The organism is Pseudocitrobacter vendiensis (assembly GCF_943590815.1).
Lineage (GTDB): Bacteria > Pseudomonadota > Gammaproteobacteria > Enterobacterales > Enterobacteriaceae > Pseudocitrobacter > Pseudocitrobacter vendiensis.
Map to the genome: position 1 here is coordinate 31331 of NZ_CALSBS010000026.1, position 21964 is coordinate 53294.

A 21964-nucleotide genomic window follows, 5' to 3' on the forward strand; every position below is an offset into this window, starting at 1 on the left:
AAAGCGCCATCCGGCATTTCATCGCCTCATGTGTTTCGCGCGAAATTCACGCTCTCTCCCCACACCCAGGTTTTCGCCAGCTGGGTTTCCGCAATCACCGTCCCTTCTCTTATCGACCAGCGTACCGGCACCTGACGACGTACCGCCTCAAAGCCATTCTCTGCCGGTAAAATAATCAGGTTAGCCGTATTTCCTGGCGCGATGCCGTAATCCGTCACGCCAAACGTCCGCGCGCTGTGGTGCGTAATCAGCTTCAGCCCCTCGTTGATTTGCTGATACCCCATCAACTGGCAAACGTGCAGCCCCATATGCAGCACCTGCAACATATTTCCGGTGCCGAGCGGATACCACGGGTCGAACACATCATCATGCCCGAAGCAAACGTTAATCTCTGCCGCCAGCATCTCTTTCACGCGGGTGATACCGCGACGTTTCGGATAATCATCAAAACGGCCTTGTAGATGAATATTCACCAACGGGTTAGCGACAAAGTTAATGCCCGACATCTTCAGCAAGCGGAATAAGCGCGAGGTATACGCGCCGTTATAGGAGTGCATCGCCGTAGTGTGGCTCGCCGTCACCCGACTGCCGATGCCCTCTTTCAGCGCCAGCGCCGCCACGGTTTCGACAAAGCGTGACTGCTCATCGTCGATTTCATCGCAGTGGATATCCAGCGGGCGCTCATATTTCTGCGCCAGACGAAACGCGATATGCAGCGACTCCACGCCATACTCGCGGGTAAATTCAAAGTGCGGGATCGCCCCCACCACATCCGCGCCGAGCTTGAGTGCCTCTTCCAGCAGCTCTTCACCGTTGGGATAGGACAGAATCCCCTCCTGCGGGAAGGCCACGATTTGCAGGTCAACCCACGGCGCAACTTCCTGCTTCACTTCCAGCATCGCTTTCAGCGCCGTAAGCGACGGGTCAGAGACATCCACATGGGTACGCACATATTGAATGCCATTTGCCATCTGCCACTTCAGGGTCTTCCACGCCCGAGCTTTCACATCGTCGTGACTGAGCAGCGCTTTGCGCTCGGCCCAGCGTTCAATACCCTCAAACAACGTGCCGGACTGATTCCAGTTTGGTTCACCCGCCGTTTGCGTGGTGTCGAGGTGAATATGCGGCTCAATAAACGGCGGCAGCGCTAAACCGCCCTCAGCGTCGAGCACCTGTGGGTCGTCAGCCCGCACCACCTCCATGGGGGTAATCGCGCCAAACCGGCCATTTTCTATCGCGATTTGCCAACATCCTTCCTGATTCGGCAAACGCACATTCTGGATTAAGCGAAGCGGTAGCGTTGTCATTCCTTTCTCCCAATTTAGTCGCTGTTTTTTTCACCAGCACGAAATGTTCATTTACCACTATTTTGTACATAAAAAGAGCAACCTGGAAAAGCGTGTCTTTTCCGTAACTTATAAAAATACTGACAAATCAGTGATATACCCATTAAGTGGTAGGCAAAGGTGTATTTGATTTGTATCAATAATCGCCATAGCTGAATCGTTAAGGTAGGCAGTAATAGAAAAGAAATCGAGGCAATAATGAGCAAAGTCAGACTCGCAATTATCGGTAACGGCATGGTCGGCCACCGCTTTATCGAGGATCTTCTCGATAAGTCCGACGCCAGCCTTTACGACATCACCGTGTTCTGTGAAGAACCGCGTAAAGCCTATGACCGCGTGCACCTTTCTTCCTACTTCTCTCATCATACAGCGGAAGAGCTGTCGCTGGTGCGCGAAGGTTACTATGAGAAGCATGGCGTTAAGGCGCTGATTGGCGAACGCGCCATCACCATTAACCGTCAGGAAAAGGTGATCCACTCCAGCGCCGGTCGTACCGTATTTTATGACAAATTGATCATGGCGACGGGTTCGTACCCGTGGGTGCCGCCGATCAAGGGTTCTGAAACGCAGGACTGCTTTGTTTATCGTACCATCGAAGATCTTAACGCCATTGAATCCTGTGCACGTCGCAGCAAACGCGGCGCGGTGGTTGGCGGCGGGCTGCTCGGGCTGGAAGCGGCTGGCGCGCTGAAAAGTTTAGGCGTAGAAACCCACGTCATCGAGTTCGCGCCCATGCTGATGGCTGAACAGCTTGATCAGATGGGCGGCGAGCAGTTGCGTCGTAAGATTGAAAGCATGGGCGTGCGCGTGCACACCAGCAAAAACACCAAAGAGATCGTTCAGGAAGGCAAAGAAGCGCGCAAAACCATGCGCTTTGCCGACGGCAGCGATTTAGAAGTCGACTTTATCGTCTTCTCTACCGGTATTCGTCCGCGCGATAAACTGGCGACCCAGTGCGGCCTGGCCGTGGCGCAGCGCGGCGGTATCGTGATTAATGATACCTGTCAGACCTCCGACCCGGATATTTACGCTATCGGTGAATGTGCCAGCTGGAATAACCGTGTTTACGGCCTGGTGGCGCCTGGCTACAAAATGGCGCAGGTCGCCGTTGACCATATCCTCGGCACGCAGAACGCATTCCAGGGCGCAGACCTCAGCGCCAAACTGAAGCTGCTGGGCGTTGATGTTGGCGGTATCGGTGATGCGCACGGCCGCACGCCGGGGGCACGCAGCTACGTTTATCTCGACGAAAGTAAAGAAGTCTACAAACGCCTGATCGTCAGCGAAGACAACAAATACCTGCTCGGCGCAGTGCTGGTGGGCGACACCAGCGACTACGGCAACCTGTTGCAGCTGGAGATGAACAAGATTGAGCTGCCGGAAAACCCGGACTCCTTGATTCTTCCTGCACATGCGGGCAGCGGTAAACCGTCTATTGGCGTCGATAAACTGCCGGACAGCGCACAAATCTGTTCCTGCTTCGACGTCACCAAAGGTGACCTCGTCGCGGCGATTAACCGTGGCTGCCACACCGTTGCGGCGCTGAAAGCGGAAACCAAAGCCGGTACCGGCTGCGGCGGTTGTATCCCGCTGGTGACGCAAGTGCTGAACGCGGAACTGTCAAAACAGGGCATCGAAGTAAACAACAACCTTTGTGAACACTTCGCCTTTACCCGCCAGGAGCTGTATCACCTCATCCGCGTGGAAGGGATTAAATCCTTCGACGAACTGCTGCAAAAATACGGGAAAGGCTACGGCTGCGAAGTGTGTAAACCGACTGTCGGTTCACTGCTCGCCTCCTGCTGGAATGAGTACATTCTCAAACCAGAACATACGCCATTGCAGGATACCAACGATAACTTCCTGGCGAACATCCAGAAAGACGGGACCTATTCCGTTATCCCACGCTCTGCGGGCGGTGAAATCACCCCGGAAGGGCTGGTCGCCGTGGGCCGTATCGCGCGTGAGTTTAATCTGTACACCAAAATCACCGGTTCTCAGCGTATCGGCCTGTTTGGCGCACAAAAAGACGACCTGCCAGAAATCTGGCGTCAACTGATTGATGCCGGCTTCGAAACCGGCCACGCGTATGCGAAAGCGCTGCGTATGGCGAAAACCTGCGTGGGCAGCACCTGGTGCCGCTACGGCGTAGGCGATAGCGTGGGCTTCGGCGTTGAGCTGGAAAACCGCTACAAAGGCATCCGCACGCCGCACAAAATGAAATTCGGCGTCTCCGGCTGTACCCGTGAATGTGCGGAAGCGCAGGGTAAAGACGTGGGCATCATCGCCACCGAGAAAGGCTGGAACTTGTATGTCTGCGGTAACGGCGGGATGAAACCGCGTCACGCGGACCTGCTGGCGGCTGACCTCGATCGCGATACGCTGGTGAAATACCTCGACCGCTTCATGATGTTCTACATTCGCACAGCCGATAAGCTGACGCGTACCGCGCCGTGGCTCGATAATCTGGAAGGCGGGATCGACTACCTGCGCGCCGTGATTATCGACGACAAACTGGGCCTGAACGAACATCTGGAATCTGAAATTGCCCGTCTGCGTGCGGCCTTCGCCTGCGAGTGGACTGAAACCGTCAACAACCCGACGGCGCAGGTGCGTTTCAAACACTTTATCAACAGCGAACAGCGTGACCCGAATGTGCAGGTTGTGCCTGAACGTGAACAGCATCGCCCGGCTACGCCGTACGAACGCATCCCGGTCACCATGGTGGAGGAAAACGCATGAGCCAGTGGATAAACATCTGCAAAATCGACGCTATTTTGCCGGCAACCGGCGTTTGCGCCCTGCTGGGCGACCAGCAGGTGGCGATTTTTCGCCCCTACGCTGACGACCAGGTTTTCGCCATCAGCAACATCGACCCGTTCTTTGAGTCCAGCGTGTTATCTCGCGGCCTGATCGCAGAACATCAGGGCGATTTATGGGTCGCCAGCCCGCTGAAAAAACAGCGTTTCCGCCTGCGCGATGGTCTGTGTATGGAAGACGAAAGCCACTCTGTCGCCCATTTTGAAGCCCGCGTCAAAGACGGCCAGGTGCAGCTTAAAGCCTGACCCGACAGGTCATAGGTTCCTCCTATGACCTCTTAGAGGTAACAGCAGGAAAAGTCGTATGTTTCGTACGGCTTCTGCTGTTATTCTACTCACCATTATCCCCCCTGATTCTGTCCATTTAAGAGGCTACACCGTGGATCACTTACCTATCTTCTGCCAGTTACACGACCGTGACTGTTTATTGGTTGGCGGCGGTGATGTTGCTGAACGCAAGGCGCGTCTGCTGCTTGATGCAGGAGCCCGCTTGACGGTCAACGCGCTGGAGTACGTTCCTCAGTTCAGGATATGGGAAGATGCAGGTATGTTGACGCTGGTTGAGGGCGAATTTGCTCCGTCGCTGCTTGATACCTGCTGGCTGGCGATTGCCGCCACGGATAACGATGTGGTGAATCAGCAGGTCAGCGAAGCGGCGGAAGCGCGGCGCATTTTCTGCAACGTGGTCGATGCCCCGAAAGCCGCCAGTTTTATCATGCCGTCGATTATCGACCGCTCGCCGCTGATGGTGGCGGTCTCTTCCGGCGGCACGTCTCCGGTGCTGGCGCGTCTGCTGCGCGAAAAACTGGAATCGCTGCTGCCGTTGCATCTTGGCCAGGTAGCACACTACGCAGGCCAGCTACGTTCACGGGTGAAAAAGCAGTTTTCCACCATCGCTGAACGCCGCCGTTTCTGGGAAAAACTGTTCAGCCATGACCGTTTAGCCCAGTCGCTGGCAAATCAGGACAACGTTGCCATTAATCAGGTCACTGAACACCTGCTCACCGAACCGCTTGATCATCGCGGTGAAGTGGTGCTGGTTGGCGCCGGGCCGGGCGATGCGGGCTTATTGACGCTCAAAGGGCTGCAACAGATCCAGCAGGCGGATGTGGTGGTTTATGACCGTCTGGTCTCTGATGACATTATGAATCTGGTGCGTCGTGACGCGGACCGCGTCTTCGTCGGAAAACGTGCCGGTTATCACTGCGTGCCGCAGGATGAGATCAACCAGATCCTGCTGCGCGAAGCGCAGAAAGGGAAACGCGTGGTGCGACTGAAAGGCGGCGATCCGTTTATCTTCGGGCGCGGTGGTGAAGAACTGGAAACCCTCTGTGATGCGGGAATCCCCTTCTCCGTTGTGCCGGGTATTACGGCGGCATCCGGTTGCTCGGCGTATTCGGGTATCCCACTCACGCACCGCGACTATGCGCAAAGCGTGCGTCTGGTCACCGGCCACCTGAAAACCGGTGGCGAGCTGGACTGGGAAAATCTGGCGGCAGAGAAACAAACGCTGGTGTTCTACATGGGGCTGAATCAGGCAGCAACCATCCAGGAAAAACTGATTGAACACGGTATGTCGGCGGAGATGCCGGTGGCGATTGTGGAAAACGGCACGGCCATTAAACAGCGCGTCGTTGACGGTACGCTGTCTGAGTTGGGTGCACTGGCGCAGCAGATGGAAAGCCCGGCACTGATTATCGTAGGCCGGGTGGTTGGGCTTCGCGAGAAGCTGAACTGGTTCTCAAATCATTAATGCGTTTTGAGCTGCCGATTAGCTGCTGCACCAATGATTTAAAAGCCGGGAATATTCCCGGCTTAAAAGCGCCCGATGCGCAAGCTTATCGGGCCTACGGCCTGTTCCCGTTTATCAACATTGCACATCCTTGTAGGCCGGATAAGGCGTTCACGCCGCATCCGGCAAGAACAACGCGCACATTATCAACAATCTGAAGCCGGGAATATTCCCGGCTTCAGTCATTTATTATAAAGGCTTACCGACAAAACCAATCGCTTCATACACCGCTTTCAGGGTTTGCCCTGCGCGCGCGCTAGCTTTGTCCGCGCCCTCTTTCATGATTTTGTTGAGCAGCGCTTCATCGTTACGGAAGCGATGATAGCGTTCCTGAAGCTCGGTCAGCATGCCGGAAACGGCTTCCGCCACTTCGCCTTTCAGGTGGCCGTACATTTTGCCTTCGAAGTGTTTTTCCAGCTCCGGAATGCTCTGGCCTGTCACGGCAGAGAGAATATCCAGCAGGTTGGAAACGCCCGCTTTCTCTTTCACGTCATAACGCACCACCGGCGGCTCTTCCGAGTCAGTCATCGCGCGTTTGATTTTCTTCACGACGGATTTCGGATCTTCCAGCAGGCCGATAACGTTGTTGCGGTTGTCATCCGATTTGGACATCTTTTTGGTCGGCTCCAGCAGCGACATCACGCGCGCGCCGGATTTCGGAATGAACGGCTCTGGCACTTCAAAGATATCGCCGTATATGGCGTTAAAGCGCTGGGCAATATCGCGGCTCAGTTCCAGGTGCTGTTTCTGATCTTCACCCACCGGGACCTGATTGGTTTGATACAGCAGGATGTCTGCCGCCATCAGCACCGGGTAGTCAAACAGACCGGCATTGATGTTTTCCGCATAACGTGCGGATTTATCTTTGAACTGGGTCATGCGGCTCAGTTCACCGAAGTAGGTGTAGCAGTTCAGCGCCCAGCTCAGCTGCGCGTGTTCCGGCACGTGAGACTGAACGAAGATGGTGCTTTTTTCCGGGTCGATGCCGCAGGCCAGATAGAGCGCCAGGGTATCTAACGTTGCTTTGCGCAGCGCCTGCGGGTCCTGACGCACGGTGATCGCGTGTTGGTCAACGATGCAGTAGATGCAATGGTAATCATCCTGCATGTTTACCCACTGACGCAGCGCACCCATGTAGTTGCCAATGGTCAATTCACCTGACGGCTGTGCGCCACTAAAAACGATGGGCTTAGTCATTTTCTAATTCCTGATTTTCACTGTGCGGAAGCCCGAGCGCGGGCAAGAGTTCGTTAAACTGGTCGAAGATATAATCGGGCGAGCTGAGCGCGATAGATTCGCCATAGTTGTAGCCGTAGGTCAGCCCCACAGAGCAGCAGCCCGCCGCCTGTGCCGCCTGAATATCGTTGCGTGAATCACCCACAAACAACAGTTCAGCCGGTTCAATTTCCAGACGCTTCGCTACCAGCAACAGCGGCTCCGGATGCGGCTTCTTGTTCTGCACGTCATCGCCGCCAATCACCACGCTAAAGAAGCGCGCAATGCCCAGCGACTCAAGCAGCGGCGCGACGAACGGCGTCGGCTTGTTGGTCACCAGTGCCAGCGGCAGGCCTTTGTCATGCAGCGCCGCCAGCGTCTGTTCAACATGCGGGAAGAGGAAACTGCCCTCTTCGGCAAACTCGGCGTAGTAGCGATCAAACAGGCGACGCAACACGCGCAGCTGTTCATCCTGCGGAATATCCGCATGGTCCACGGAAGGTTTCCCCTGGGCGGCTCGTTGAGTCGCACGCTCCTGACGAGACCAGACCAACGCCCGTTCCATCAGGACATCAGCACCGTTGCCAATCCAGGTCACCACGCGTTCTTCGCCGGCGACAGGGAGTTCCAGCGCATAAAGCGCGCTATCTACCGCCGCGGTGAGCCCCGGCGCGCTATCCACCAGCGTGCCGTCGAGATCGAAGGCCACGCCGCGGAGGTTTTGCAATTTATCCATGACTTACCTTTGCCAGTTCACTGCGCATTTCATCTATCACTTTTTTGTAATCTGGCTGATCGAAAATCGCGGAGCCTGCGACAAACATATCTGCCCCGGCGGCAGCGATTTCGCCAATGTTGTTCACCTTCACCCCGCCGTCCACTTCCAGGCGGATATCATAGCCAGATTCGTCAATGCGACGGCGCACCTCACGCAGTTTATCGAGGGTGTGAGGAATGAAGGACTGGCCGCCAAAGCCTGGGTTCACCGACATCAGCAGGATCACGTCCAGCTTATCCATTACATAATCGAGATAGCTCAGCGGCGTCGCCGGGTTGAATACCAGCCCCGCTTTACAGCCGTGTTCTTTGATCAGCTGCAGCGTGCGGTCAACGTGCTCAGAGGCCTCGGGATGGAAGGTAATAATGCTGGCGCCTGCTGCCGCAAAATCGGGAACAATGCGATCAACCGGTTTCACCATCAGGTGAACGTCGATAGGCGCGGTAATACCGTATTTGCGCAGGGCTTTCAGCACCATCGGGCCGATGGTCAGGTTCGGCACATAGTGGTTATCCATAACATCGAAATGAACCACATCCGCACCGGCTGCCAGTGCGTTGGCGGTGTCTTCACCCAGGCGGGCAAAATCAGCCGACAGAATTGAGGGGGCAATCAAAAACTGTTTCATCCGCATCTCCTAAAAACTATTTTTTATCTGCCGGACGATACAACGCCAGCAGCTCATCCACCTTATTACGCGTGCCGCCGTTGCGGCTAATGCTGCGTCGCACTTTTACGACGTGCTGTACTGCGTTGTTATACCACGCTACCGTCTCGGGTGTGCGATGGTTTGAAATCAGTACCGGAATACGCTTCGCCACCAGCTCTTCTGCTTTATCAGCCAGCAGCTTTTGCTGTTCACTGCTGAAGCTATTGGTGTGGTAGGCCGTAAAGTTGGCCGTTGCAGAGAGCGGCGCGTATGGCGGATCGCAATAGACTACCGCTTTCTGTGCCTGATGGGCGCGATCCATACACACTTCATACGACTCGCAATAGAACTCTGCGTTCTGCGCTTTTTCGGCGAAATGGTACAGTTCGGCTTCCGGGAAGTAGGGCTTCTTGTATCGGCCAAACGGCACGTTGAACTCGCCGCGCAAATTGTAACGGCACAGGCCGTTGTAACCGTGGCGATTCAGGTACAAGAAGAGAACCGCACGGCGCATTTTATCCGTGCTGGCGTTAAATTCGCTGCGAAACGCATAGTAGCTGTCGGCGTTATTCGTTTCAGGCGCAAAAACCTTGCGCGCCTCGGCGACATAGTCATCAGGCTGGTTTTTAACAATCTTGTACAGTTCGATAAGATCGCTGTTGATATCAGCAAGGATATAACGAGAAAAGTCGGTATTAAGAAATACCGACCCGGCGCCCACGAAGGGCTCCACCAGGCAGTCACCTGATGGCAAGTGATGTCTAATATCTTCGAGCAGGGGGAACTTTCCCCCTGCCCATTTTAAAAAAGCGCGATTTTTTTTCATGCTGCCTAACTAATTACACTTTCTCCGGCTGTGGAGAAAGCTCCGACAGCATCCTGCGCTTGTAGCACGTCACATTACTTCAGATCAGACTGCACCTGATGCAACGGTTTCGCCCACGGATTTTTTGCCTGAACATCGGCAGGCAGCGTGGTGACCGCACGTTTCGCTTCATCTTTAGACGCGTAAACACCTGTTACCAGCACATACCATGGCTGACCATTACGTGTGGTCTGATAAACCACGTAGTCTTTCAGATTCTCTTTCTTCGCCCAACCATTCAGATTGTTGTAGTTGGAAGAGGAGCTGAGCTGCAGCGTGTAATGACCGCCAGGCGCAGATTTCAGTGAGTTCACATCACCGGCGGATTTCGCCGCGCTGCTGGCTGCCGGAGCGCTGGTTGCCGCAGTGGCAGCCGGTGCAGTGGTCGCCGCAGGAGTCGTCGTCGATGTTGCCGCAGGAGCCGTGGTGGTTGCCGTTGCAGCCGGTTTCGCCGGAGCGGTAGAGGTGGCTGGCGTTTTCGCCGGCGTGCTCGTGGCTGCGGTTTCAGTGTGTTTCGGCTGCTGAGCAACTGGTTTAGGCGTTGTCACCGGAGCCGGTTTCGCCGCCGCGGTGGTTTGCGGTTTGCTCTGCGGTTTCGGTTCAATCACAGCTTGTTTACGCTCAGGACGCGTAGCCGCCGTCTGCTGGCGCGGTGCCGTTTCCGTTGCCGCCGGGCGAGAAGACGCGCCATGGCGAACAGGCGCAACGGTAGCCGGTTCGGTTGGCAGCGTGGAATTCACAACCACGTTGTCAACCTGGCCCTGCTGCTGAGTCAGTGCGTTGTTCAGATCGCCCTGTACTTCCACACGCTGCTGGCCTTCAGCCGTTGCGGCTGGCTGACCCTGAGTCGGCGTAGAAGAGATTGGCGGCAGAGAAACGTCCTGCTGCGGGTTAGCGCCTGCGGTCTGCTCTGCGGAAGTGGTGCCTGGCGCAGGCTGCGTGCCATTTGCCTGATCGGCAGCATCACCGGAGAGATCGATATTTTTCTCCGCTGACGCGCTCTGGTCGCTGGAAGAGGAAGACGGCGACTTCAGCGCCGAGCCGATGCCAACGATCAGCAGCAACAGCACCAGAATCCCGACGCCCATCATAATGTACTGGCGGGAAGCCGGTTTACGCGGTGGGGATTTACGTTTACGCGGACGACGCTCAACGACTTCTTCCGCCTCTGCGTCATCTTCGTCGTCATACAGCTCATCTTCGGGCTCGACATCTTCACGTGCCTTGCGGCTACGGGCCGGACGGCGCTCATCCGCTTCCAGCTCCACATCATCAAAATTGATCTGCGGCTCATTGTCACGATCGGAAGATTGACGAGAGCGACCAGTACGACGATCGCTGGGATCGGGTTTCAGCTCGTCTTCTGGTTTAAATTCATCCATTTAACACCCCACTAAAAGGCTCACGCCCACAACTATTGCACTTCACCTGAAGATAAAACGCCGCGCGAACGCGGCTTGACCTTTCTTATTGTTGCGCCCGCTGAGTATCAGCGATAGCGCCAAGAACCACATCATGCGGCACACCGCCGCGCACTTCACTTTTACCGATTGCCAGCGGGAGGACGAGTCGCATCTCACCAGCTAAAACTTTTTTGTCGCGCATCATATGCGGCAGATAGGCTTGTGCCGTCATCTCCTGCGGGCCCGTGACCGGCAGGTTTGCGCGCTTGAGCAGCGCAATAATACGCTGTGTCTCTTCCGGCTTAAACTGACCTAAGCGTTCAGAGGTATGCGCCGCCATGACCATGCCAGCAGCAACCGCTTCACCGTGAAGCCAGTTACCGTAACCCATCTCGGCTTCAATCGCATGTCCAAATGTATGTCCAAGATTGAGTAAAGCACGTAAGCCGGTTTCGCGCTCGTCCGCAGCGACAACTTCTGCTTTTAATTCGCAACAGCGACGAATGCAGTACGCCATGGCTTTCTCATCGAGGGCCATCAGGGCATCGATATTCTCTTCCAGCCAGTCGAAGAACGGCGCGTCGAGGATAATGCCATATTTGATGACCTCAGCGAGTCCAGAAGAGAGTTCACGCGCAGGCAGGGTTTTCAGGCAGTTCAAATCGACAACCACGGAAGCCGGTTGCCAGAACGCGCCAATCATATTCTTGCCAAGGGGATGGTTTACGGCTGTTTTGCCGCCAACCGAGGAATCTACCTGCGAAAGTAGCGTGGTAGGAACCTGAATAAAGCGCACGCCGCGCTGATAGCTCGCCGCCGCAAACCCGGTTAAATCGCCAATGACGCCGCCGCCAAGGGCTACCAGAGTCGTATCGCGACCGTGCGGTTTTTGCAGGAGTGCAGTAAAGACCGTGTCCATCACGGCCAGGCTTTTGTACTTCTCGCCATCGGGAAGGATCACGCTATCGACCTTGACGCCAGCCTGTTCTAACACAGAACGGACCTTATCAAGATAGAGCGGCGCCAGCATTTCGTTGGTGACCAGCATAACCTGGCAGCCAGACTTGAGCGGTAAGAAGGAAGCTGGATCGTTAAACAAACCAGCCGCGATGGTTATCGGGTAACTACGTTCCCCGAGAGTTACAGTAAGCCTCTCCATAACGCGACGTCCACCTTGGTTACTTATATTCGCTTAAACGCTTTACGCTGACGCTGTGTTCGCTGCCCAGTATCAGTTGCTTTCCAGCATGTGAATGATCTGGTTCGCGACCACTTTTGCACTCTGATCGTCAGTACGGATAGTGATGTCGGCAATCTCTTCATACAGCGGGTTGCGCTCATCGGCCAACGCCACGAAGACATCGCGCTGCGGTGCATCAACCTGCAACAGCGGACGTTTTTTATCGCGCTGCGTACGTGCCAGCTGTTTTTCGATGGTCGTTTCGAGATAAACCACCACACCGCGGGCGGAGAGACGATTACGCGTTTCGCGAGATTTAACAGAGCCACCACCCGTCGCCAGAACAATGCCCTGCTTTTCGGTCAGCTCGTTGATGATCTTTTCTTCGCGGTCACGGAAACCTTCTTCGCCTTCGACATCAAAGACCCAGCCCACGTCAGCGCCTGTCCGTTTCTCAATCTCTTGATCAGAATCGTAAAATTCCATATTGAGCTGTTGGGCTAACTGGCGCCCAATAGTGCTTTTGCCGGCACCCATAGGTCCAACCAGAAAGATATTGCGTTTCTCTGCCATTTTTTTGGTACTACTAAGACTATTCGTTAATGATAAATCCGCGCCGCAAACATTCTGGCGTCGCCGGACATGAACTGAAACCTCTTGTGCGATACTGCGAGAGTCAGACTGAAAATTATCTCAATACTCCGGCTGGTTTGGCAACAGAATAAATTGCCGTCTTAAAGGAGACGGGAAAGAGGCGCCGACGCTCAAATCGGTACTCCTTGTATGCTAAATCCTGTCTCACGTCAAACACCTGACGCCAGTTCGTAAAGAAATTTCAGTGATTAGCGAGCTGAAATGATCCGTGGTGTGATAAATACCACCAGCTCTCGTCGCTCATTATCTTTGCCGTCATGGCGGAAAAGCTGGCCCAATAGCGGGATATCGCCCAATAAAGGTATACCATCCCGCGCGGTTTTGTTTTTTTGCGAGAATATTCCGCCCAGCGCCAGCGTTTCGCCGCTCTGAACTTCCACCTGGGTTTCTATCTCTTGTTTGTCGATAGCCAGCACTTCGCCATCGGCCTGTTGCAGTACCTGCCCTGGCATATTCTCACTGATGTGCAGTTTCAGGCGCACACGGTTTTTCTGTAGCACTGTAGGGGTCACTTCCATCCCCAGCACCGCCTCTTTAAATTCTACCGAGGTCGCGCCGCTTTCGCCGCTGGAGACCTGATACGGAATTTCGCTCCCTTGTTTGATGCTGGCAGGCTGTAGGTGCGAAGCCAGTAAACGTGGGCTGGCGATAATTTCCAGTTGCTGCTTTTGTTCCAGCGCCGAGAGTTCCAGCTCCAGCAAACGGCCATTAATGCGGCCAATGTTAAACCCCGCGCGGGTGGTCGCATCCGCCACAGACAAGTCGCTACTGAGGGTGGTCACTTTGCCCAGCCCCGGCGGATTGGCGGCATCCGCCAGCGTCCACTTCACGCCAAGCTCGCGCAGACTCTTTTCATTAATGGTCACGATGTGCGCCGCCAGCTCAACCTGGCCCACAGGAATATCCATTTCGCTGGCCCAGCTATCAAACAGTGGTAGATGATTTTCATCATCACGCAGAATGAGCCGATTAGTGCGTTTATCGACGGTGAGCGTGCCGCGCGGGCTCAGCAACTTTTCCCCGGCTTTGGCGAGTTCCACTGCATCCGCGTGATACAGCACGATGCTGCGGCTTTTTAGCGGAAGCGCCTGCTGGCGTTTTTCCTGCTCGGCCTGCGCACGCTGCTGACGAGCTTCCTGCCAGGCCTGCGAATGAATGGCGATAACGCTGCCTTCCTGAGTCATGGTTAAACCGCTGCTGGTTAACACGGTTTGCAGCGCCTGCTTCCACGGTACATTTTTCAGCTGCAACGACAGCGTGCCCTGCACATCGGGCGCAATCACCATATTGCGCTGCTCGAGATCGGCCAGGCTTTGCAGCACCTGCGACACCGGCACCTCATCGACAACCAGCGACACATTTTTACTGGCGGCCAGTAGCGGCAGCAGTAACAGCGCCAGCAGGCTTATCCTTTTTATCATGCTCTGTTTCTCCTTTAATGATTCGCCACTGCGACTGCTCACAGGCTTCACCCATCTCCATCGTCAGGCTTTCCGTCGCGATCGCCGTAATACGCCAGCCTGGCAGGGGGGTATCTTCTCGCTCTACCCGCTGCCACTTACCTTTTTCATCACGCAAAAATGCAATCTGTCGTTGCCCGCTATCAATATTGCCCGCGTACTGCAACTGGCTGAGCTGCACGGTTCGACAGGGATCGTCTACCGGCAAAAAGGGATCACGCATACCCAGCAACAACGGGAGGAACAGCATTAGCGCGCCGAGTAAATTATTCTGCATCGATGCCCTCCAGTTGCAGCGTCAGCACATGCCGCGTCTCGCCAGCCTGAAGAGTGAATGCCGATAATCGCATTCCCCGTTCAGCCAGAAGCATAAACACCGATGGCACCTGCTCCCATTCCGTTTCCAGCACCAGCTCACCGCCCCGCCCGGCAGGTGTCCAGCTCATCAACTCAGCCCCTGGACGTTGAAAATCGACAGGGGAAAAGGGTTTAGTCGCCGCCAGAGTGGTGTCAGCGGTAATGTTCAGCGCCGCCTGTAGCGGCATCACGCTCTGCCAGCGGGCGATGCGCAGTCTCTGCTGTTGCTCCCACGCGGCGTTCTGCGGAGCAGATGCAGATTGCAGCAGAAACGCCACACCACCCACCGCCATCAACAGCAAACCAGCAAGCCCGACATGCCAGCGTTCAGGGCGCAACATCGGCAACTCTCCTTTTCATCTGATAGTGGAACAGCCAGCGTCCGTCTTTATCGCGCGCCATTTTTCCGGCAACGGCAGGCCCGAAACCGTCGATACGCTGCATCTGCTCATCAAGGGCGTGCAAGGCCGAAAAACGCGCCAGCACGCCGGAAAGCGAAAGAACGTCGTTCTGGTAGCTCAGGCCGGTCAGCCACGCCTGCGCGGGCAACTGTTCGGCAAGCGCCACCAGCCGCGCCTGCCAGGCGAACATTTGCTGCCGCGTGGCCTGTTGACGCTGCAACAGCGCGCGTTCCTCCAGCTGTTGCCTGAAGTGCTCTTCGCGCTGGGTTAGTGCGCGAATCAACTGACGTTCGGCATCAATGCGGCAAACCAACAACGCTTCTTGCAGGCGCGATTTCACCTGCCTGCTTACCCCAGCCACCAGAAGCGCCAGCATGACGCCACTCACGATGAGGCATGCAAGACGGAGCCGTTTTCGCTGACGAGATTGTCGCCAGGGCAGAAAGTTAACCGACGCACTCATTTATGAGCTCCCAGCGCCAGGCCAATGGCGATGGCAAACGCGTCGCTGTCGGCGGGCAACGGCGGCTGAATCTGCCCAATAACACTCCAGGGATCGAAGCGAGGAGTGCCTTCAGCCTGCGCGGTACAGCACATCAGTTCAGGCATAGACAGTCGCGTGCTGAGTTGATGCAACGAGGACGCTTCAGACCGCAACACGCTTCCCCAGCCTGCTGCGCTGGCCCACAGCCAATGCGCATCGTCCTGCCATGCCAGCGCGCTCGCCCCGTGGGAAAGCCAGGGAAGAAAGTGGCGCAGCGCACAGGCGTCAGGCGTAATCGCCGTCACATGCAGGCGAAGCGCGCGCGCGACGCGCTGCAACGGTTCAACATCCTTACGCTGAGCCGCAGTGACGCTCCAGCCTTCTGCCTGCATGTTTGGCTGATAATCAAAACAGAGGGCAGAAGGCTCCATCGCCACCTGTTGCGCCATCGCGCCGGCGATCCACTGCGCCTGCTCACTGTCACGTAGCGTCATCGACGCCTGCGGCAACGTTTTTTGTAAGGTGCGATACGCCGGAAACGCCAGGCTAACCGCATGCTGCCACGGAAGCTCGCGCCGCCAGGCCGAGAGGACCGCCACCAGCGCGTTTTCCGCCTGTGAGGGTGAAAATGTGGAGAAATCAGCAGGAAGCGGCAGAAGCCACCAGCGTCGCAGCGCCCAGCCGCCGCGCACGCGCTGGAGCGCAAGGGCCGCAATTTTATCCTGTTGAATGTGAAGACCTATTTGCCAGCATCCGAAAGCCATTTCGTGATATCCCTTAAACGCCATCATGGTGACGGCTATATCAATGCATCTGGCTTGCCTTTATACTACCGCGCGTTTGTTTATAAACTGCCCAAATGAAACTAAATGGGAAATCTCCGGTGAAGTTCGTAAAGTATTTATTAATCCTTGCAGTCTGTTGCATTCTGCTGGGAGCAGGCTCGGTTTATGGCCTCTACAAGTATATTGAGCCCCAGCTTCCTGATGTTGCGACGCTCAGAGACGTGCGTCTGCAAATTCCAATGCAGGTTTACAGCGCAGATGGCGAGCTGATCGCCCAATATGGCGAAAAACGGCGTATTCCGGTCACCCTCAGTCAAATGCCGCCTGAGCTGGTGAAGGCGTTTATTGCCACGGAAGACAGCCGTTTCTACGAGCACCACGGGGTTGATCCGGTGGGGATTTTCCGTGCCGCCAGCGTCGCGCTGTTCTCCGGCCACGCGTCGCAGGGGGCGAGTACCATCACCCAGCAGTTGGCGCGTAACTTCTTCCTCAGCCCTGAAAAGACGCTGATGCGTAAAATAAAGGAAGTGTTCCTGGCCATTCGCATCGAGCAGTTGCTGAGTAAAGATGAGATCCTCGAACTCTATCTGAACAAAATCTACCTCGGCTACCGTGCGTACGGTGTGGGCGCTGCGGCGCATGTTTACTTCGGTAAATCCATCGATCAGCTGAGCCTGAGCGAAATGGCGGTGATCGCCGGCTTACCGAAAGCGCCTTCCACCTTCAACCCGCTCTATTCTATGGATCGCGCCACGGCCCGTCGTAACGTGGTGCTGTCACGCATGCTGAACGAAGGGTATATCACTCAGGCGCAGTACGATCAGGCACGTAGCCAGCCGATTGATGCGGACTACCATGCCCCGGAAATCGCCTTCTCTGCCCCGTATCTGACTGAAATGGTGCGCCAGGAGATGGTGAAACGCTACGGCGAGCAGGCGTATGAAGACGGCTACCGCGTTTACACCACCATCACGCGTAAGAACCAGCAGGCCGCGCAGTTGGCCGTGCGGACCAACGTGATGGATTACGATATGCGTCACGGCTATCGCGGCCCGTCTAATGTGCTGTGGAAAGTGGGCGAGACGCCGTGGGACAGCAAAAAAATTACCGATTCCCTGAAAGCGCTGCCGACTTACGGGCCGCTGCGTCCGGCGGTGGTGATGTCAGCCAGCGCAACGGAAGCGACCGCACAGCTGGCTGATGGCAGTTCTGTCTCCCTGACAATGGAAGGCGTTCGCTGGGCGCGCGCCTGGCGTTCAGATACATCGCAGGGGCCAACCCCGCGTCGCGTTAGCGAAGTCATGCAGGCCGGGCAGCAGATTTGGGTGCGTCAGGTTGGCGAAAACTGGTGGCTGTCGCAGGTGCCGGATGTGAACTCGGCGCTGGTTTCCATCAATCCGCAGAATGGCGCGATCATCGCGCTGGTCGGCGGCTTCGATTTCAACCAAAGCAAATTTAACCGCGCCACGCAGGCGCTGCGTCAGGTGGGCTCGAACATCAAGCCGTTCCTGTACACGGCGGCGATGGACAAAGGCTTAACGCTTGCCAGCATCCTGAATGACGTGCCGATTTCCCGCTGGGATGCCGGGGCCGGTTCAGACTGGCGTCCGAAAAACTCCCCGAACGAGTACGCGGGCCCGATTCGCCTGCGTCAGGGTTTAGGTCAGTCGAAAAACGTGGTGATGGTGCGTGCCATGCGTGCGATGGGCGTCGATTATGCGGCGGAGTATCTCCAGCGCTTTGGCTTCCCGTCGGAGAACATCGTTCGCACAGAATCACTGGCGCTGGGCTCGCCGTCCTTCACTCCGCTACAGGTCGCGCGCGGCTACGCCGTAATGGCGAACGGCGGTTTCCTGGTTGACCCGTACTTTATCAGCAAGATTGAGAACGATCAGGGCGGCGTGATTTTTGAAGCGAAACCGAAAATCGCCTGTCCGGAATGTGATATTCCGGTGATTTACGGCGAAACGCAGAAATCCGACGTGCTGGAAAACAAAAACGTTGAGGATGTCGCCGCATCACAAACACCGCAGAATGCCAGCGTACCGATGCCACAGCTTGAACAGGCTAACCAGTCGCTGGTGGCACAGACCGGCGCGCAGGAGTATGCCCCACACGTGATCAACACGCCGTTATCGTTCCTGATTAAGAGCGCGCTGAATACTAACATCTTCGGCGAGCCCGGCTGGCAGGGTACCGGCTGGCGCGCGGGTCGCGATCTGCAACGTCACGATATCGGCGGTAAAACCGGGACCACCAACAGCTCGAAAGATGCGTGGTTCTCAGGTTACGGCCCAGGTGCGGTGACTTCAGTGTGGATTGGCTTTGACGATCACCGCCGCGATCTCGGCAGAACGTCTGCTTCTGGCGCGATTAAAGATCAGATTTCCGGTTACGAAGGCGGTGCGAAAAGCGCGCAGCCTGCGTGGGATGCGTTTATGAAAGCCATTCTGGCCGGAGTGCCGGAACAGCCGTTAACGCCGCCGCCGGGTATCGTCACTATCAATATCGATCGCAGCACCGGCCAGTTGGCCAGCGGCGGCAACAGCCGTGCCGAATACTTTATCGAAGGCACCCAACCGACGCATCAGTCGATTCGCGAGGTGGGAACGGAGATTATTGATAACGGGGAATCGCAGGAATTGTTCTGACGGTACCGAAAATTGCCTGATGCCGCTTTGCTTATCAGGCCTACAAGCACTATGAATTGTAGGCCGGGTAAGCGAAGCGCCACCCGGCTAATCTCTTTAAACCCTGCCCTGCCCCTTCAGCCATTCCCGCACTAAAAACAGCGCGCTCACATTACGGGCTTCGTTGAAATCCGGCTCTTCAAGCAGTTCCATCATATTGGCGATAGGCCAGCGCACCTGCGGCAGCGGTTCCGGTTCATCGCCTTCCAGCGATTCGGGATAGAGGTCTTCCGCCACCACGATATTCATCTTACTGGAGAAGTAAGACGGCGCCATACTGAGCTGTTTCAGGAAGGTCAGGTTATTGGCCCCGAATCCTACCTCTTCTTTCAGCTCGCGGTTCGCCGCTTCAAAAACGGTTTCACCCGGGTCGATGAGCCCTTTTGAGAACCCCAGCTCGTAGGATTCAGTACCCACTGCATACTCACGGATGAGAATTAAGTGATCGTCCACCACCGGCACAATCATGACGGCTTCACGCGACGACGGTTTCATGCGTTCATAAACGCGGCGTACTCCGTTACTAAACTCCAGATCTACGCTTTCAACATTAAACAAACGGGAGCGCGCGACCGTTTCAACATGGAGAATCGTGGGTTTTTGTAATGGTTTACTCATTGGACCGTTCTTTGCTGTGATGACTGTTGTCATTGTGAGCCAGGAGGCGCATTCCGGCAATTTAAAATGGCTGTTATTTACATTTTCGTAACTATTGTTTTTGACAACCCTCATTTGTTCCAAAAAGTCAAGAAGTTGAAACAAATTTGAGAATTTGCTGATATTCGCGGCGAGAGGGGTTTGTTATCCTCGCGAGTTACGATAGTGTGCAACAAATCTTTTAAGACCTGGGTCATTCGTATTAAAAGTGAATAATAAAAAAGACGAATGAAGCGACCGACAAAAATAAGGATAATGGCAATAGCATGGGCACATTGACTCTCTTTACCGCGGCAATTCTGGTCTGTGCCTTACTGGCGGGCTGGTTTATTCGCCTGCGCGCAAAGCGACGCCGTTTACCCTGGCTGCATGCATTCCCTGGCGCGACCACGCGCAAATTAACCGACGATGAGCGTCGCGGCATTGAGAACTATCTTGAAGATCTCAACCAGAGTCAGCAGATCCCCGCATCGGGTTCCACGGTCGCCCCGGCGCTTATCTCGTTAAATGCGCAAAGCAATACCGTTTTCACCCTGACCCGCGCCATTACCCGCTACGGCATCACGACCGACGATCCCAATAAATGGCGCTATTTCCTCGACTCCATCGAGGTTCATCTGCCGCCCTTCTGGGAACAGCACATCAACGACGAAAACAGCATCGAACTTATCGTCACCGATGATATTCCGCTGGTGATTGCCCTCAATGGTTATTCGCTGAAAGAGTACACCCTCGAAGACCAGCGTAAGGCGCTGGAATCCCCCACCTCGACGCAGGCGTCTATTCGCGGCGAAGAGAGTGAACAGATCGAGCTACTCAACATTCGTCAGGAGACGCATGAAGAGTACGCGCTAAGCCGCCCGGACGGGCTGCGGGAAGCGCTGCTGATCGTTGGCGCATTCGCCCTGTTCTATTGCAGCCTCGTCCTGCCCGGCGTCTTTACACCCTGGTTGCTTGGCGGTGGCGTTTTGCTGCTGCTGGCGGGCTTGTGGGGCCTGTTTGCACCGCCCACCAAAACGTCGCTGCGTGAAATCCACTGCCTGCGTGGCACGCCAAAACGCTGGGGTTTGTTTGGCGAAAACGATCAGGAACATATAAATAATATTTCACTCGGCATTATTGACCTGATCTACCCACGCCACTGGCAGCCGTTTGTCGCGCAGGATCTTGGTCAGCAAACCGATATTGATATCTATCTCGACAGGCATGTAGTGCGTCAGGGACGTTTCCTGTCGCTGCACGATGAGGTCAAAAACTTCCCGCTTCAGCACTGGTTGCGTAGCGCCGTCATTGCCGGTGGCGCGTTGCTGGTGGTGGTGATGCTGTGGGTGAGCGTGCCGCTCAACATGCCGTTTAAATTCACGCTCTCCTGGCTGAAAGGCGCGCAGGTGATTGAAGCCACCACCGTCGATCAGCTCACTAAAGCGGGCGTGCGTGTAGGCGATACGCTACAGCTTCAGGGCACCGGGATGTGTAATATTCATTCGCCCGGTACCTGGACGGCACAGGAGAGTTCACCTTTCCTGCCGTTCGATTGCTCACAAATTATCTGGAATAACGCGCCGCGCCTGCCGCTACCAGAGTCCGATATCGTCAACAAAGCCACGGCGCTGGTGCAGGCAGTGAACCGTCAGTTGCACCCAACGCCGGATGACAACTCTCGCGTCAGCCCGGCGCTACGCTCAGCGATTCAAAAATCAGGCATGGTGCTGCTGGATGACTTCGCCGATATCGTGCTGAAAACCAAAGATCTGTGCTCGGCGGCGGACGAATGTTCGCGTCTTAAAAATGCCCTGGTAAACCTTGGAAACACGCGCGATTGGGAAACACTGGTCAAGCGCGCCAATTCGGGGCGTCTGGACGGCGTGAATGTGCTGTTACGCCCGGTCAGCGCCGAGTCGCTCGATAACCTGGTTGATACCTCCACCGCGCCGTTTATTCTGCGGGAAACCGCGCGCGCGGCACAGGCCCTGAACAGCCCGGCACCTGGCGGTTTTCTTATCACCAGTGATGAAGGCAGCGATCTCGTTACTCAACCTTATCCGACGATGAGCCTGTATGACTTCCCGGCACATCAGCAATGGAGCGAGTTCCAGCGTCTGGCGGGTATGCTGATGCACACTCCGTTCCACGCGGAAGGCATCGTCACCAATATCTTTACCGACGCCAACGGCACACAGCATGTAAACCTGCACCGCATGCCGGACAGCAGCGGCCTGTGGCGCTATCTGGCGACCACCCTGCTAATGATTACGATGATTATCTGTACCATCTACAACGGTATTCAGGCGCTGCGCCGTTATCAGCGTCATCGCGAGCGTTTGGCCGAAATTCAGAAATATTACGAAAGCTGCACCAACCCCGTTTTGCTCTCCAACCCTGAGGATTATGAGCAAAATATGCCGCATCATTGATCCCATCCGGCATGA

Annotated in this window: 20 protein-coding genes; 6 read left to right on the plus strand and 14 right to left on the minus strand. The window is 55.7% G+C overall.

Annotation, left to right across the window (positions count from 1 at the left end; translation table 11 throughout):
- Window positions 1-26: 26 nt before the first annotated feature.
- Window positions 27-1307: a cytosine deaminase gene (locus tag NMC31_RS20870; protein ID WP_253898973.1), complete on the minus strand. Its 1281-nt coding sequence runs from the start codon at window positions 1305-1307 to the stop codon at window positions 27-29.
- A gap of 237 nt (window positions 1308-1544) precedes the next feature.
- Here NMC31_RS20870 and nirB point away from each other — a divergent pair, with 237 nt between their 5' ends.
- From nirB to NMC31_RS20890, 4 genes are all read left to right on the plus strand, one after another.
- Complete coding sequence (gene nirB, locus NMC31_RS20875) at window positions 1545-4088, plus strand: nitrite reductase large subunit NirB (protein WP_253898974.1); 2544 nt, start codon at window positions 1545-1547, stop codon at window positions 4086-4088.
- Window positions 4085-4411 carry a nitrite reductase small subunit NirD gene (nirD, locus tag NMC31_RS20880; RefSeq protein ID WP_231826044.1) on the plus strand — a complete coding sequence of 109 codons (327 nt, stop codon included), beginning with the start codon at window positions 4085-4087 and terminating at the stop codon, window positions 4409-4411. The genes nirB and nirD overlap by 4 nt, the downstream gene beginning before the upstream one ends.
- A 133-nt stretch (window positions 4412-4544) precedes the next feature.
- Window positions 4545-5918 (plus strand): siroheme synthase CysG, encoded by a 1374-nt coding sequence (gene cysG / locus NMC31_RS20885; RefSeq protein WP_253898989.1) that lies wholly within the window; start codon window positions 4545-4547, stop codon window positions 5916-5918.
- Window positions 5918-6115: a hypothetical protein gene (locus tag NMC31_RS20890; RefSeq protein WP_253898975.1), complete on the plus strand. Its 198-nt coding sequence runs from the start codon at window positions 5918-5920 to the stop codon at window positions 6113-6115. Before cysG ends, NMC31_RS20890 begins: the two co-directional genes overlap by 1 nt.
- Before the next feature lie 31 nt (window positions 6116-6146).
- On the opposite strand, the gene trpS is transcribed toward NMC31_RS20890, so the two are convergent.
- The 12 genes from trpS to NMC31_RS20950 form a co-directional block, all read right to left on the minus strand.
- Entirely contained in the window at window positions 6147-7154 is a 1008-nt protein-coding gene (trpS, locus tag NMC31_RS20895) for a tryptophan--tRNA ligase (protein WP_253898976.1), read from the minus strand.
- Window positions 7147-7908, minus strand: coding sequence for a phosphoglycolate phosphatase (gene gph / locus NMC31_RS20900; RefSeq protein ID WP_149464159.1), 762 nt, complete (start codon window positions 7906-7908; stop codon window positions 7147-7149). The genes trpS and gph overlap by 8 nt, the downstream gene beginning before the upstream one ends.
- Window positions 7901-8578: a ribulose-phosphate 3-epimerase gene (gene rpe / locus NMC31_RS20905; RefSeq protein ID WP_108476607.1), complete on the minus strand. Its 678-nt coding sequence runs from the start codon at window positions 8576-8578 to the stop codon at window positions 7901-7903. Before rpe ends, gph begins: the two co-directional genes overlap by 8 nt.
- A 16-nt stretch (window positions 8579-8594) precedes the next feature.
- Window positions 8595-9425, minus strand: a complete 831-nt coding sequence (gene dam / locus NMC31_RS20910) for an adenine-specific DNA-methyltransferase (RefSeq protein ID WP_149464158.1) — start codon at window positions 9423-9425, stop codon at window positions 8595-8597.
- A gap of 74 nt (window positions 9426-9499) precedes the next feature.
- On the minus strand, window positions 9500-10846 hold the full coding sequence (damX, locus tag NMC31_RS20915; RefSeq protein ID WP_253898977.1) for a cell division protein DamX: 1347 nt from the start codon (window positions 10844-10846) through the stop codon (window positions 9500-9502).
- An 85-nt stretch (window positions 10847-10931) separates the two neighbouring features.
- A complete protein-coding gene (gene aroB, locus NMC31_RS20920) occupies window positions 10932-12026 on the minus strand; it encodes a 3-dehydroquinate synthase (protein ID WP_253898978.1) in 1095 nt (364 codons plus the stop codon).
- Between the two features lie 72 nt (window positions 12027-12098).
- Window positions 12099-12620: a shikimate kinase AroK gene (gene aroK / locus NMC31_RS20925; RefSeq protein ID WP_108476603.1), complete on the minus strand. Its 522-nt coding sequence runs from the start codon at window positions 12618-12620 to the stop codon at window positions 12099-12101.
- Between the two features lie 269 nt (window positions 12621-12889).
- On the minus strand, window positions 12890-14122 hold the full coding sequence (gene hofQ / locus NMC31_RS20930) for a DNA uptake porin HofQ (RefSeq protein WP_253898979.1): 1233 nt from the start codon (window positions 14120-14122) through the stop codon (window positions 12890-12892).
- On the minus strand, window positions 14064-14438 hold the full coding sequence (locus NMC31_RS20935; protein ID WP_253898980.1) for a HofP DNA utilization family protein: 375 nt from the start codon (window positions 14436-14438) through the stop codon (window positions 14064-14066). The genes hofQ and NMC31_RS20935 overlap by 59 nt, the downstream gene beginning before the upstream one ends.
- Window positions 14428-14859 carry a HofO family protein gene (locus tag NMC31_RS20940; RefSeq protein WP_149464153.1) on the minus strand — a complete coding sequence of 144 codons (432 nt, stop codon included), beginning with the start codon at window positions 14857-14859 and terminating at the stop codon, window positions 14428-14430. Before NMC31_RS20940 ends, NMC31_RS20935 begins: the two co-directional genes overlap by 11 nt.
- Window positions 14846-15382 (minus strand): PilN domain-containing protein, encoded by a 537-nt coding sequence (locus NMC31_RS20945; RefSeq protein ID WP_253898981.1) that lies wholly within the window; start codon window positions 15380-15382, stop codon window positions 14846-14848. The genes NMC31_RS20940 and NMC31_RS20945 overlap by 14 nt, the downstream gene beginning before the upstream one ends.
- On the minus strand, window positions 15379-16167 hold the full coding sequence (locus NMC31_RS20950; RefSeq protein ID WP_149464151.1) for a pilus assembly protein: 789 nt from the start codon (window positions 16165-16167) through the stop codon (window positions 15379-15381). Before NMC31_RS20950 ends, NMC31_RS20945 begins: the two co-directional genes overlap by 4 nt.
- Window positions 16168-16286: 119 nt before the next feature.
- Between NMC31_RS20950 and mrcA the strand changes: the two genes are divergently transcribed.
- Entirely contained in the window at window positions 16287-18839 is a 2553-nt protein-coding gene (gene mrcA, locus NMC31_RS20955) for a peptidoglycan glycosyltransferase/peptidoglycan DD-transpeptidase MrcA (RefSeq protein WP_253898982.1), read from the plus strand.
- Between the two features lie 96 nt (window positions 18840-18935).
- Here the strand turns inward: mrcA and nudE are convergent, their stop codons facing one another.
- On the minus strand, window positions 18936-19496 hold the full coding sequence (gene nudE / locus NMC31_RS20960; protein ID WP_149464149.1) for an ADP compounds hydrolase NudE: 561 nt from the start codon (window positions 19494-19496) through the stop codon (window positions 18936-18938).
- 305 nt (window positions 19497-19801) lie between these two features.
- On the opposite strand from nudE, the gene NMC31_RS20965 reads away from it, so the two are divergent.
- Complete coding sequence (locus NMC31_RS20965; protein WP_253898983.1) at window positions 19802-21949, plus strand: intracellular growth attenuator family protein; 2148 nt, start codon at window positions 19802-19804, stop codon at window positions 21947-21949.
- The last annotated feature ends 15 nt before the right edge of the window (window positions 21950-21964 follow it).